The sequence below is a fragment of the Fontisubflavum oceani genome (assembly GCF_030407165.1).
Taxonomy (GTDB): Bacteria; Pseudomonadota; Alphaproteobacteria; order Rhodobacterales; family Rhodobacteraceae; genus Rhodophyticola; species Rhodophyticola oceani.
Genome location: NZ_CP129111.1, coordinates 3,229,451 through 3,243,038, shown reverse-complemented (window position 1 = coordinate 3,243,038; position 13,588 = coordinate 3,229,451). Strand labels below are relative to the sequence as shown.

The window sequence follows — 13,588 nt, the reverse complement described above, 5'->3', positions numbered from 1 at the left end:
TCCGGTTTACATCAGGCAGGCCCATGCTTAGGGTCGCGCCGCGTCGCAATCAAGCGTGGAAACGGCGCATCGACGCGGATCATGGGCTGGTTAGATCGCAAGAATGGCCCCATGACCCGCACGGCATCTGAAGCAGGAGATCCCATGACCCAAGAGGCAATACTCGGCGCAGGCTGGTTTGACGAAGACACGGCCACCTTTGGCGACCGTCTGGCCGGTGCGCGTGATGCCGCCGGGTTGAGCCAGGCCGAGTTGGCGCGACGCTTGGGCACCAAGACCAAGACCATCAAGGGTTGGGAGAACGACCAAAACGAGCCCCGGGCCAACAAATTGCAGATGGTGGCGGGGCTGTTGAACGTGTCGATCATGTGGCTCCTGACCGGGCAGGGCGAGGGGCTGGACGGCCCTGAAATGGTCGAGAGCTTGCCCACAGGTGTCGAAGACATGCTGGCAGAGATGCGCAAGCTGCGCGCCGAGCAGGCGCAGATTGCCGAGAAAATGGGCCGGTTGGAAAAACGCCTGCGAGGCGCGTTGGCAGAGACCTCCTGATGCAAGAAGAGCCGCGTGACATTCGCCTAAAACGTCTGAAGATGCGGGCCGAACATCGCGGGATCAAGGAGATGGATTTGATCCTGGGCGGGTGGGCGGCGGCGCATCTTGCAACCGCCTCCGACGCAGAAGTGGACCTGTTTGAGGCCATCTTGGCCGAGGCCGATCACGACCTTTACAATTGGGTGACCGGGCAAACGGTTGTGCCAGCGGCCTATAAGAATTTCATGGCTGAACTGTCCAAAACGATCAGTGGCGACAACGCCTAATCCCCGGCTTATCGACATGCGCGGCTCGAAATAAAATCCGTTTCGAGCGTTCCCGCCGCCTCTGGGTTGGATATCTCTTTCGACAATTTTCTCTTTAAATTTAACCGTTTATTAATGTTTGGTTAAGACATCGTAACCTGGGGTTACAAGTCTTGGTAGTACAATGGCCAAACGGAATGGGCGATCTGGTCCGGTCCAAGTGGTATTCGAACGATCGGATGCGTTGCGATGGTTTGAATGCTCCAGCGAGGGACGTCGCGCAGGTCTTTTCCACCGGCTGGCGACCGTTGTTGTTGTCTTCGGACTTGCCGTCCTGGGCAGCGCTTTCACTGCGGTCCGCGCGGAGGCAATTTCCTGTTCAGCAGTCTCGGAGCCGGATGCGGCTGGCCGAACACTATTTCAACGAATTGACTTTGGCGCGGACAGCTGCACGCCAATCGGATCTATCCCAAGCGACGGTGTCTTGATTGCGCTCACCGTGCCGCCCGCGCTGAGCGACAACATATATGACTTGGTGTTCCGGATTCAGCCAAAGGCCGACATCTCTGATGTCTCACTTGATTGCGCCACATCTTTTGGCACGTCGACAGCGCCGCCCTTCTACCTAGCGTCTTATCGGGCGAATGTGGATGGGCTGCCAAATGCATGCACCTTGCGTTACGTGGCTGATGTGACCGCCGTGATGGTTGAGTTCACCGCGACCGTGACGACCGATGGAAGCACAAAGACGGCCAGCCTAGATGTCACGAGCGTGCGCGAGGGCAGCAGCGCGGATACTGATGCACCGACCATCGCCAGCCTGACACGGATCCGCCCGACGACAGAGTTGACCGGTGCCGTGCCGGAACTGGTCTGGCAGATTGCCTTTGATGAGGACGTCCAGAATGTCGATGTCAGTGATTTTGTCGCGACCGGAGGGGAAGGCTCTCTCGGTCTGCGTCGACTGACCGACCGCCAATATGAGATCACCTTTCAAGGCGCGGTGCTTATGTCCGGTAATGGACCGCTAACATTGAGCTTGGTGCCGGGGCAAGACATCACCGACTTGGTGGGTAATGCACTGACCGACACCGCCCCGATCGGGGCCAATGAACCGAGTTTCATTTTGGATACGGCGCGACCGAGGCCCACGATCGGCAGCAGCGCAAGTGCCGCGACCAATCTCGCGGTGATCCCGCTGACAATCCAGTTTTCAGAAGCCGTGACCGAGTTGACCTTGGGTGATTTCATCGTCTCCGGCGGCGCGATCAGCGGGTTTTCAGGAACCGAAGCGGATTACAGTGCGAACCTGACCCCCTCGGGCGACGGTGTAATAACGGTCGACCTTCCGTCCGCCGCTGCATTGGATCAGGTGGGGCAACCCAGCCTGGCGGCGGAGACCTTCACGATCACATCGGATCGCCGCGCGCCACGTGTTGCGTCGATCGAACGCCGGACACCAACTGATGCCTTGAGCAATGCGGACAGCCTGACGTGGCGGGTTGTGTTCGACGAACCCGTAACCGGTGTCGGCGCGGAGGATTTTACGCTTTCGGGAACCAGTGCGGATCTGTCTGTGGCCGCGATCGACTCAACTCAATATGACGTAACAGCCTCTGGCGGTCTTCTGGCGAGTTTCGAAGGCACCGTCAGCTTAGCGGTGACCGGAAGCGCGGCGATACAGGATCTGGCCACAAACTCGATCAGTGATCCGCAGCCGGTCGGAGCAAACGAGAGCTATACGCTCGACAACACCGCCCCGTCATCAGCTTGAGTTCAATCACGCCCGATCCGTTCGCCGAGGGCGATTTAACCCTTGTGATGCAAAGCGATGAGGTGATCCCAGGGTTTGGAAGCGGCGCACTTCAGATCACCAACGGCACGCTTACAAGTCAAAGCCAACCTAATGCGCGCACCCTGAACATTGTCATCACCCCGACCGACCCCGGACCTGTGACCGTGCGATTGCCAGCCGGTGCGTTTGGCGACGCCGCCGGGAATACAACCGGCGAAGCAACCCTATCGCGGGAATATGGCCCCGATGTCACCGCACCGCGGCTGGTTTCCGTCACGCGACTCCAGCCCGCGACAACGCCAAGCAACGCCCATATGCTGAACTGGCGCTTGGCATTCGATGAGCCCGTCATGGGTTTCGATGCCAGCGATTTGTCGATTGCCGGGGCTGTGCCCGGGACCGTTGTGGTCAGTCCGATAACGGACATGCTCTATGATGTTGTGGTCTCTGGGGGAGATATCCCGTCTCTGAGCGGGACGGTCACCTTAGGTTTCGCAGTGGCCCAAAACATCACCGATCTCGCGGGCAATACCCTCACCAATCTCAGCACGAGCGGCAGCCCGGATACGCGGGAGGCGCTTTTGGACAACACGGCGCCTGGCGTTACTCTGTCAAGCAGCGCCGCATCGCCAAGCAACGCGGCCAGCTTCCCGCTGATGATCGTCTTTGACGAGCCGGTGAGCGGCTTTGATGATCGCGATGTGAGTGTCACGGGCGGCATGATCAGCGCGATCTCCGGCAGCGGCGCGACCTATAGCGCAACACTGACGCCGAGCGCCGATGGGATGGTGACGGCAATGATCAATGCGGCGGTGGCTGTTGATGCCGCCGGCAACGGCAATCTCGCGGCCACCGCCCTGAGCATCCGCTCTGATCGGACCGTGCCAGACGTTGCTATATCCGGGCTGCCCGCTCTTATCATGGGAGCGGTGCCGCTGACCGTTCGCTTCTCCGAAGACGTCACTGGCTTTGCGGAAGGTGATATTGCGGTTGAGAACGCCACACTCTCGGGATTTTCCGGGAGTGGCCGCGCCTATTCTGTGACCCTGACCCCAAATTCCGATGGTGCGGTCTCTATTCAGGTCCCGGCAAACCGGGCCGAGGATGCGGCGGGAAACGGCAATCAGGAGAGTGGATCGATAGCAGCGACAGCGGATTTAAACCCGCCCAGTGTGTCGATCACCGGGCTTCCGGCCCTTCTGAACGGAGCCGTGACAATCACGGTGACATTCGATGAGTCCGTGAGCGGGTTTGACGTCACTGATCTGGTGCTCAGCAATGCCTCGGTCAGTGGTTTGTCCGGAGCCGATGCGGTGTATCAGGTCCTGCTAACACCTCTCGCCGATGGCCCGGTGACCGTGGGCGTCAGGGCAGATGCGGCCCAAGATGGGGCAGGGCGGTTCAATACCGTCTCGAACACTGCCACCGCGACCGCAGATTTGAGCGCCCCGTCGGTGATGATCACAGGGGTTCCGCCGGATCTGGCGGGGCCAACGCTTGTGACGATCCGGTTCAGCGAGCCGGTGACCGGGTTCACGGTCGAAGATTTGACGCTGAGCAATGCGCAGATAAGCATGTTTTCCGGGAGTGGGGCGGAGTATCTGGTCACACTGACCCCAGAGGCGGACGGCCCCGTCAGCCTGTTTCTGCCAGCCGATGCCGCCATCGATATGGCGGGCAATGGCAATACAGCTTCCGATCCAATTTCTGCGCTGGCGGATATGTCCGGCCCGAAGGTCAATATTTCAGCCTTGCTGCCCATGATCACCGGCCCAACCTCAGTGAACCTGACGTTTTCAGAGCCGGTCTTCGGCCTTGAGTTGAGCGATTTCGAAACCGTCAATGCACAACTGTCCGCGCTGACTGGCACGGGCAGCAGCTATGCGCTTCCAGATCACACCAGATGCGGATGGAGCGGTCTCGCTGCGCCTACCTGCCGGGCGGCTGAACGATGCGGCGGGAAATCCGAACCTTGCATCTGACTGGGTTGGGAGCGTGGCAGATATCTCCCCTCCGACCGTAACACTCTCGCCCCTGCCATCCGTTTTTGGGGCGCCGGTGCAGGTTTCGATCACGTTTAGCGAGGCGGTTTCCGGTCTTGAGGTCGCCGATTTCACGACCCTGAATGCGACGGTGTCGAATCTGTCTGGTGGCGGGGCGGGTTATCAGGTGACGCTCATCCCATTGGCGGACGGGCCCGTTGAGATGCAGTTACCCAGTGGTCGCGTTTTTGACGCTGCCGGTCATGCGAATGTGGCTTCCTTGGCCATCAACAGTGTTGCCGACATGACCGATCCCGCGGTCAATATCACGCCATCGGTCACAACAGTCACTGGCGCGCAGCTGATTACCATCGCATTTGGCGAACCCGTCATCGGGTTCACGTTGGCTGATATCGTCGTCGCAAACGCGACGCTCACGAATTTCTCCGGAAACGAAGCGGTTTATACGGTGACGCTGACCCCAGAAAGCAATGGCCCGATCTTTGTTTCGATCCCGGAGGGCGTTGCAACCGACGGCGTGGGGCGGCCCAATCAAGCTTCGGATATCTGGACAAGCCTGGGCGTCGTGCCGAAACCGACGGTGTCGATCACGGGCTTGCCCAACCCAATCCTCGGACCGGCCCTTGTGCAGATCAGTTTCTCCGAACCGGTCACCGGGTTCGAGCTTGGCGATATCCAAAGCAGCAACGCCGCCTTGTCGGACTTCTCCGGCTCCGGCGCGGATTATACCGCGCGTGTGACCCCCCAAAATGAGGGTGCGGTTTCGCTTGGTATTCCCGAAGATGTCGCGGTCGCGACAAGCGGGGCCGGGAATGAAGCCTTTGTGATGCGACCGGTGTTGGCGGACCTCACGCCGCCAACCGTTTCTTTGAGCGGCACACCTGCGCCCGTCGGTGTGGCATACACAATCACAGCTACATTTTCGGAACCGGTGACGGGGCTCGACCTCTCCGATTTCGTGACGGTCGGTGCAACCGTGACCCAACTCACCGGCAGCGGTGCTGTGTATCAGATGCAACTCACTGCGACAGACATGGCGCATTCCGTTCGACTGCCTGAAAATGCCGCCCGGGATGCCGCAGGTCGCGGTAACCGAGCCTCCACAGCCTTCGAAATCGTCCCTGACGGACACCCGCCATCGCTTCCAGATCAACGGTATGCCATCTTCATTAAGGGCAGATGAACCGGTGACGCTCAGGTTCGACTTTTCGGAACCCGTCGTCGGCTTTTCATCGAACGACATCAATCTGATCAATGCGGTGATGCTGGGAATGTCGGGCGGGCCGCAACACTATTCGGTTGAAATAGCCCCCACGGGTGAGGGGCCTCTGAGCCTCAATGTGGCCGGTGGGGCCGCGCATGATGCATCGGGGCAGGGGTCAATGCCGGCGAGCCTTGCAGCAATGGTTGTCATCGATACAACGCATAGTGATGAGATCAGCGATTTCCTACAAGCGCGCTCCCGCGATTTGATTGCCGGTCAGCCGGGGCTTACGGAGTTCCTCAGAGGCCGCCGGTCGGGCCAGGTCATCGCAGATGTCAGCCGGGGGCAGGCCAGTTTGGATCTCCAGACCAATGGCGGAGGCCCAGTTTGGATGTCTTTCCAAGCGTCGCGCAGCGAAGATGACAGCGGGCAAGACGCGACCTATGCCTTGGCGGTTTTCGGCAGTCATTTGGAGCTTGGTCCGACCGCCATACTCGGTGCGATGCTGCAATTTGATCAGGCTCAGATGATCGGTAATGACGGTGTCGAGATTGAAGGTGGCGGCTGGCTCCTCGGCCCCTATTTTGCGGCGCAGCTTCCGGGCCAACCGCTCTATTTTGAGGGGCGGCTGTTGAGGGGACAGGTCAAGAATACCCTAACCCCGGCGGGGGTGTGCCGGAGCAGTTCGAGGGGACGCGCTGGCTCGCCACATTGGCTGTGAGTGGCGCGCATCATGGCGAAAACCTGAGCACCTATCCGAGCCTGACGTTCAGCAGGGTTCACGATCGGCAAGATGCCTATCTCAACAGCGCGGGCGCCTTGGTTCCTGCGCAGAGGATCGCGTTGAGTGAGCTATCGCTCGGTGTGGATTTTGAGATGCCCTTTGCGCTGGATGCAGGAGATTTGACGATCACCTGGGGTGTGTCGGGCATTATGTCTCAGATCGACGGCGGCGAAGCCTCAGCCTTTGTGACCGAAGAGGAGTCCGTGCGCGGGCGTCTTGATCTCGGTTATATGTTTGATAACGGTCGCGGCCTGACATCCAACGCACGTGCTTTTATGGACGGGATCGGGAGCAGGTCGGGCTTGGTGAGTTATGGCGTTGAGGCCGGATTTCAGCTCGAATTTTAGGAGTCTCGACAAGATCGCGGGCGGATTTTTGCCGGTTAGACGTGGGAAATCCGCCGTCTCGACGCAAATCCGCCGAGCTCTTAACTCCTTGTTGGTCTTTTTCCCGCATCTCTTGAATCGAGCAGATATGCGGAGTCACAAATGAGTATGCACGCCCCTGTCGCGGAGACGTCCAACCACGGTTTCATCACCGGGTATCTGGAATCCCTGTCTTTGGTAGAGCGGCTGCACAGGCTTCTGCTCGATGTCATCAAAGATGAGTTCGAACGCCTTGGTTTGTTAGAGATCAACGCCGTCCAAGCGCTGCTCTTGTTCAATGTCGGCGATAATGAAGTCACTGCGGGGGAGTTGAAGACCCGGGGATATTACCAGGGCTCCAACGTTTCCTATAACCTAAAGAAGCTCGTCGAGATGGGATACATGCACCATCAACGCTGCGAGATCGATCGCCGCTCGGTTCGGGTGCGATTGACCGAGAAAGGGCGCCATGTGCGCGATGTGGTGGCTGATCTTTTCGGGCGTCATGCCGATGGCCTGCAATCGCATGGGGTTCTGGGTCCTGATGGGATTAATCAGATCAACCATTCTTTGAAACGCGTCGAGCGCTATTGGGCGGATCAGATTCGCTACATCTATTAAGCGTCTCGGCGCGCCGTCTACACCAAAGGCGGCCCCAATTGTCTATTGCACCGACAGGCGCTCGGCGATCGCGTCCACGCCTTCGGCTCGGTTCATCATATTGAATCATCATCACCGTCGAGGGGTAGGCTGACTTTGTCAGGGGCCGCGTTCAGATATTCGCGCACAGAAAAGCCAACTCAATCGCTTTGCACGCATCTGTCGCAAGTGGTCGCCACTGTATACGGTATAAGCCCTAGCTATCAGAGGCTGCGTCGCTGGTGTCTATGGCCAGAGTATAGCCGGCCGCCTCAAGAGCCGGGAGGATCTGGTTCTCCAACGAGCGGGCCAGAACAGGCCCGCGGAAATGGTAGACCACGACACCGTCATCATTGATGAAGAAGGTTTCCGGCATGGCGACGACCCCCCAATCCCGACCGTTATGGGCCAACTCATCCCGCCCGATCCTGTCATAGGGATTGCCAAGCTCGTCCAAAAACGCCAGCGCCTGATCGTATCGATCCCGGTAGTTAACCCCGAAGAGCGGATTTCCGGCTTCGGCCAGCTCGGTCAGAACCGGGTGCTCCGCACGGCAAGGTGGGCACCAGCTCGCCCAAAAATTCACGATGATGAGACCATTCCCCTCAAGATCCTCCCGACGCAGAAGCTCGGATCCCTCAAGCGGCGCGAGTTCCAGGGTTGGCGCGGGGCGTCCTTCTTGGGCCGAGCGCAAGGCCATCGTGTCCACGCCATGCTGCAGATCGTCCTGATTCATCATCAGCTGAACGCCTGCGATCCCGAAGAACCCCACGGTCAACACCACGGGCAGAACCATCAACCAATTGACTTTCATGTGGATTTCCCGCGTCGTTCTTCGACAGAGTTCAGCCGCCTCTGAACCCGTCGTGCCTGCCAAATAGAGACGACAACAACCAAGATCAACAGCGCCAGAGACCCCGCATAGGCGGACAAAACCTCTGTTGCGTATCGGCCTAAATCCGGCATCACGCCATCCTCTCTTGCGCAATCAGCGCCTTCAGCCGCCGCGCGCGAATTTCGGTTTGGGTGCGATACAGCACGAGGGCAAGGAACAAAAACCCGAAACCGGCTATGCAGATGACCAGCGGATACCAGAACACATTTGAGATGTTTTGCTCCGCATCCAAGGAGAGTGTCGCGCCCTGATGCAAACCCTGGTTCCAGAAGAGCAGCGCATAGCGGGAAATGATCGCAAAAACCGATCCCACGAGGCACAGCACCGCCGTTAGATCAGCCGCGCTATCGGGGTTCTCGATCGCCTCCCAAAGGGCCATGTAGCCAAGATAGAACAGGAACAGGATCAAGAAGGAGGTCAGGCGCGGGTCCCATTCCCACCAGGTGCCCCACATCGGCTGGCCCCAGACCGCGCCGGTGAAAAGCGCGATGAGCGTAAACACCATACCGACGGGCGCGGCGGCCTTGGCGGCCAAGGCGCTCACATGGTGGCGCCGGATCACCCAGACCAAGGAGGTGATCAGCATCATCAACCAGGCGTTGATCGCCATGAGCGCCGCAGGCACGTGCAGATAGATGATTTTCACCGTCGACCCCTGACGGAAATCATCCGGTGTGAAGAAAAAGCCCCAGATCAGCCCGACGCCCAAGCAGAGCGCCGCGATGCCTGCGACCCATGGCAAAAGAGCGCTCGAAAGCGCCATGAATTTTCGCGGATTTGCGTATTCCCAGAACGACATGGGCGCGAATGTAGGCGGGGCTGTGAGCGCTCACAATATGCCAAGGGCGCGCAGGGCTAGCGCAGATTGACGCGGAGGGCGGCGGCGGCGGCGAAGGGCAGGGTGGCGATCGTGACCAAAGTGATACCGGCCAGAAGCGCCAGCGGGGTCATGGCGTCAAGGCCTGCGCCGCCGCGCGTGACCACCAAGGCGCCGAAGATCAGGGTCGGGACATAGAGCGGCAGGACAAGCAGCGACAAAAGCAGCCCGCCGCGTTTCAACCCCACGGTGAGCGCGGGCACCAAATGTCCCGATGGCGCTGAGCGCGGGGGTGCCGATGGCCAGGGACGCCATGAGCCAGCCATAGCCGGGCGCGGGCAGGTTCAAAAGGAGGCCAAGGATCGGCGCGGCCACAACAAGTGGCAGGCCGGTTGTCACCCAATGCGCCAGGGCCTTCACCGCCGCGACATTTTCCAGCGGCAGGGGGAGGTGGCAAGCAGATCAAGCGAGCCGTCCTCCCAATCGAGTTGAAAGACGCGATCAAGCGACAAGAGACAGGCAAGGAGCGCGCCGAGCCAGAGGATGCCGGGGGCGATGGTGGACAAAACGCCCGTATTCGGGCCGACCCCAAAGGGCACCAAGACGGTCACGATCAGAAAAAAGGCGAGGCCGAGGCCAAAACCACCGCCCGCCCGGATGGCCAGCGCCAAATCGCGTTTGAACAGACCCATCATGCGAAGGCCTCATCGCTGAACGGGTCACGCTCGGGCAGAGATTTGGCAATGAAGGGGCTGATGTCGAGGATGTCGGCTTGCGGCAGGCCGAGGTCGATATGGGTAGCGATAATCGCGCTGCCGCCAGCGGCCAGATGGGTATGAACGGCGGCGGCAAACCGGGCGACATTGGTCGTGTCGAGCGAGACGGTTGGCTCGTCCAGGCCCCAAATCGGCCGTCCTGTGACCAGAAGCCGCGCCAAGCTGAGGCGTCTTTTTTGCCCGGCAGACAGCTCGCCCGCAGGGCGGTCCAAAAGCTCGGTCAAATCAAAGGCGGAGATCGCGGCGTCGATCCCGGTTTTGCCGAACACACCAGACCAGAACCGCAGGTTTTCGGCCACGCTCAACTGCGCTTTCAATCCGTCCGCATGGCCGGCATAGGCGAGGCTGTCTGGCGCGGCCTCAATCTGTCCGCTCAGAGGTGGGGTTAGCCCCGCAAGGGTTCGCAATAACGTCGTTTTCCCCGATCCGTTTGGCCCACGCAAGATCAATGCCTGCCCCGGAGAAAGGGTAAAAGACACGCCCGCAAGCACTTGCAGCGACCCGCGTGCGCAGGCCAGATCGGTGACCGTCATATGCATCGTGTCGAGGGGTAGCGGAAAGATCGGGGCGAGGGAAGGGTGGCCACCTGCGGCAGAGCGGCCAGAATGGCGGACTCACTCGGGGCCAAACGCGATACATCTTGAAAAACGGTATGCAATTGCATACAAAAAGTGTCGCACCCCGACCGATCAGCCTTGATCGGCTCCGATCTTGGTGGCATAGGCCGGGGCAGCACCAACCCAATTCCACTGGATTATAGGGAGGCCTAGCCCCATGCCCATCACCGTTGGCCACGACACATCCGGCACCCGCAAATCGCTGAAGGTCGGCGACACATCATACGCCTATTATTCGATCCCCGCCGCCGAGGCCGCGGGTCTTGGCGATTTCTCGAAACTGCCTGCCGCGTTGAAGGTGGTTCTGGAGAATATGCTGCGCTTCGAAGATGGCAAGACGGTGAGCGTGGAGGACATCAAAGCCTTCGCGGAATGGGCCCAGAAGGGTGGCAAGAACCCGCGCGAGATTGCTTATCGCCCGGCGCGCGTCTTGATGCAGGATTTCACCGGTGTGCCAGCGGTGGTGGACCTGGCTGCGATGCGCGACGGTCTGGTGGCGCTTGGCGGTGACCCGGAGAAGATCAACCCGCTGAACCCGGTCGATCTGGTCATCGACCACTCGGTGATGATCGATGAGTTCGGCAACCCGCGCGCGTTCCAGATGAATGTGGACCGCGAATATGAGCGCAACATGGAGCGCTACACGTTCTTGAAATGGGGTCAGTCGGCGTTCAACAACTTCCGCGTCGTGCCGCCCGGCACTGGTATCTGCCACCAGGTGAACCTGGAATATCTGGCGAAAACCGTCTGGTCCGACACCGATCAGTCGGGTGAAATCGTGGCCTATCCCGACACGCTGGTGGGCACCGATAGCCACACCACCATGGTTAACGGCGCGGCCGTTCTGGGCTGGGGCGTTGGCGGGATCGAGGCCGAAGCCGCGATGCTGGGGCAGCCAATTTCGATGCTGATCCCCGAAGTCGTGGGCTTTGAGCTGACCGGGGCGATGGTCGAAGGGACAACCGGCACCGATTTGGTGCTGAAGGTGGTCGAGATGCTGCGTGAACGCGGTGTTGTCGGTAAATTCGTTGAATTCTACGGCGCGGGCCTCGACACCCTGCCTCTGGCGGACCGGGCGACGATTGCCAATATGGCGCCGGAATATGGCGCGACCTGCGGCTTCTTCCCGATTGATGGTGAGACGCTCCGCTATCTGCGGAACACCGGTCGCGACGAAGACACGGTTGCGCTGGTCGAAGCTTACGCAAAAGAAAACGGGTTCTGGCGCGGCGCAGATTACGCGCCGGTCTACACCGACACGCTGCACCTGGATATGGGCACCATCGTGCCCGCGATCTCGGGCCCGAAACGGCCGCAGGACTATGTCGCGCTGACCGATGCGAAAGCGGCGTTCACCCGCGAGATGGCAGAGACCTTCAAACGCCCGATGGGCAAAGAAGTGACCGTTGCGGGCGAAGATTACACGATGGAATCGGGCAAGGTTGTGATTGCCTCGATCACTTCCTGCACCAACACGTCGAACCCATATGTGATGATCGGCGCAGGGCTTGTGGCGCGAAAAGCCAATGAGTTGGGCCTGAACCGGAAACCGTGGGTGAAGACCTCGCTGGCCCCTGGCTCGCAAGTTGTGTCGGCCTATCTGGAAGCGGCGGAGTTGCAAGACGATCTCGACGCGATTGGCTTCAACCTCGTGGGCTATGGTTGCACGACTTGCATCGGCAACTCCGGCCCGCTGCAAAAAGAAATCTCCGAGGCGATTGCCGAGGGTGACTTGGTGGCCACCTCGGTCCTCTCGGGCAACCGGAATTTCGAGGGCCGGATTTCGCCGGATGTGCGTGCCAACTACCTCGCCTCGCCGCCGCTCGTTGTGGCCTATGCGCTCGCGGGGACCATGGATATCGATCTCGCGAATGACCCGATTGCGCAGACGCCGGAGGGCAAGGATGTCTATCTGAAAGACATCTGGCCGACCCAGGCCGAGATTGCCGAACTGGTCGAAAAGACCGTCACCCGCGAAGCCTTCATCGAGAAATATGCCGATGTCTTCAAAGGCGACGAGAAATGGCAGGATGTCGAGACGACCGACAGCCAGACCTATGATTGGCCGCCGACCTCGACCTATGTGCAGAATCCGCCCTATTTCCAAGGCATGGGGATGGAGCCGGGGATCATCACCGATATCGAGGGCGCGAAAGTCCTGGCGATTTTGGGCGACATGATCACCACCGACCACATTTCGCCCGCGGGCTCGTTCAAAGACACAACGCCCGCCGGGCAGTATCTGGTCGACCGTCAGGTGCCGGTCAGAGAGTTCAACTCCTACGGCGCGCGCCGTGGCAACCACGAGGTGATGATGCGCGGCACCTTCGCCAATATCCGCATCAAGAACGAGATGCTGGAGGGTGTTGAAGGCGGCTATACGCTTGGACCGGATGGGCAGCAGACCTCGATCTTCGATGCGGCCATGGCGCATCAGGCCAATGGCACGCCGCTGGTTGTGTTTGGTGGGGAGCAGTACGGCGCGGGATCGTCCCGCGACTGGGCCGCGAAGGGCACCAACCTCTTGGGTGTGAAGGCTGTGATTGCCGAGAGCTTCGAGCGGATCCACCGTTCGAACCTGGTCGGCATGGGCGTGATCCCGTTTGAGTTCACCGGCGGCGATACGCGGTCGTCTTTGGGCCTGAAAGGGGACGAAACGGTCTCCATTTCTGGTTTGGCAGGCGATCTGAAGCCGCAGGATATCGTGCCTTGCACGATCACCTATGCCGATGGCACCAGCAAAGAGATTCAGCTGAAATGCCGGATCGATACGGCGATCGAAAAAGAATATGTCGAACATGGCGGTGTGCTGCATTACGTGCTGCGCAACCTGGCGAAAGCCGCGTAAACACCGCCCGCAAGACATCCCGCAACAGCCTCCGGCGATCCCGCCGGA

General features: G+C 59.9%; 13 protein-coding genes and 1 pseudogene. 9 read left to right on the top strand and 5 right to left on the bottom strand.

What is annotated here, in order from left to right:
- Nucleotides 1-144: 144 nt before the first annotated feature.
- The 8 genes from QTA57_RS16485 to QTA57_RS16450 all read left to right on the top strand — a co-directional run bounded on the left by QTA57_RS16485 (nt 145) and on the right by QTA57_RS16450 (nt 7,569).
- Nucleotides 145-549: a helix-turn-helix domain-containing protein gene (locus tag QTA57_RS16485; RefSeq protein WP_290152552.1), complete on the top strand. Its 405-nt coding sequence runs from the start codon at nt 145-147 to the stop codon at nt 547-549.
- Complete coding sequence (locus QTA57_RS16480; RefSeq protein ID WP_290152550.1) at nt 549-818, top strand: FAD assembly factor SdhE; 270 nt, start codon at nt 549-551, stop codon at nt 816-818. Before QTA57_RS16485 ends, QTA57_RS16480 begins: the two co-directional genes overlap by 1 nt.
- 463 nt (nt 819-1,281) lie before the next feature.
- On the top strand, nt 1,282-2,571 hold the full coding sequence (locus QTA57_RS16475) for an Ig-like domain-containing protein (protein ID WP_290152549.1): 1,290 nt from the start codon (nt 1,282-1,284) through the stop codon (nt 2,569-2,571).
- Nucleotides 2,568-4,574: an Ig-like domain-containing protein gene (locus tag QTA57_RS16470; RefSeq protein WP_290152547.1), complete on the top strand. Its 2,007-nt coding sequence runs from the start codon at nt 2,568-2,570 to the stop codon at nt 4,572-4,574. Before QTA57_RS16475 ends, QTA57_RS16470 begins: the two co-directional genes overlap by 4 nt.
- On the top strand, nt 4,474-5,778 hold the full coding sequence (locus QTA57_RS16465) for an Ig-like domain-containing protein (protein WP_290152545.1): 1,305 nt from the start codon (nt 4,474-4,476) through the stop codon (nt 5,776-5,778). The genes QTA57_RS16470 and QTA57_RS16465 overlap by 101 nt, the downstream gene beginning before the upstream one ends.
- Nucleotides 5,753-6,520 (top strand): hypothetical protein, encoded by a 768-nt coding sequence (locus QTA57_RS16460; RefSeq protein WP_290152543.1) that lies wholly within the window; start codon nt 5,753-5,755, stop codon nt 6,518-6,520. Before QTA57_RS16465 ends, QTA57_RS16460 begins: the two co-directional genes overlap by 26 nt.
- The gene (locus tag QTA57_RS16455; RefSeq protein WP_290152541.1) at nt 6,517-6,930 is read left to right on the top strand and encodes a hypothetical protein; all 414 of its coding nucleotides are present in this window, start codon (nt 6,517-6,519) and stop codon (nt 6,928-6,930) included. The genes QTA57_RS16460 and QTA57_RS16455 overlap by 4 nt, the downstream gene beginning before the upstream one ends.
- Before the next feature lie 141 nt (nt 6,931-7,071).
- The gene (locus QTA57_RS16450; RefSeq protein ID WP_171558423.1) at nt 7,072-7,569 is read left to right on the top strand and encodes a MarR family winged helix-turn-helix transcriptional regulator; all 498 of its coding nucleotides are present in this window, start codon (nt 7,072-7,074) and stop codon (nt 7,567-7,569) included.
- 235 nt (nt 7,570-7,804) lie between these two features.
- On the opposite strand, the gene QTA57_RS16445 is transcribed toward QTA57_RS16450, so the two are convergent.
- The 5 genes and pseudogenes from QTA57_RS16445 to ccmA form a co-directional block, all read right to left on the bottom strand.
- Nucleotides 7,805-8,401 (bottom strand): DsbE family thiol:disulfide interchange protein, encoded by a 597-nt coding sequence (locus QTA57_RS16445; RefSeq protein ID WP_290152536.1) that lies wholly within the window; start codon nt 8,399-8,401, stop codon nt 7,805-7,807.
- The gene (ccmD, locus tag QTA57_RS16440; protein ID WP_216364877.1) at nt 8,398-8,553 is read right to left on the bottom strand and encodes a heme exporter protein CcmD; all 156 of its coding nucleotides are present in this window, start codon (nt 8,551-8,553) and stop codon (nt 8,398-8,400) included. Before ccmD ends, QTA57_RS16445 begins: the two co-directional genes overlap by 4 nt.
- Nucleotides 8,553-9,281: a heme ABC transporter permease gene (locus tag QTA57_RS16435; RefSeq protein WP_145210132.1), complete on the bottom strand. Its 729-nt coding sequence runs from the start codon at nt 9,279-9,281 to the stop codon at nt 8,553-8,555. The genes ccmD and QTA57_RS16435 overlap by 1 nt, the downstream gene beginning before the upstream one ends.
- A gap of 56 nt (nt 9,282-9,337) precedes the next feature.
- Nucleotides 9,338-9,994, bottom strand: a pseudogene (gene ccmB, locus QTA57_RS16430) (heme exporter protein CcmB).
- Entirely contained in the window at nt 9,991-10,614 is a 624-nt protein-coding gene (gene ccmA / locus QTA57_RS16425; RefSeq protein WP_290152534.1) for a heme ABC exporter ATP-binding protein CcmA, read from the bottom strand. Before ccmA ends, ccmB begins: the two are co-directional and overlap by 4 nt.
- 235 nt (nt 10,615-10,849) lie before the next feature.
- Here ccmA and acnA point away from each other — a divergent pair, with 235 nt between their 5' ends.
- Complete coding sequence (gene acnA / locus QTA57_RS16420) at nt 10,850-13,540, top strand: aconitate hydratase AcnA (RefSeq protein WP_290152532.1); 2,691 nt, start codon at nt 10,850-10,852, stop codon at nt 13,538-13,540.
- Nucleotides 13,541-13,588: the final 48 nt, after the last annotated feature.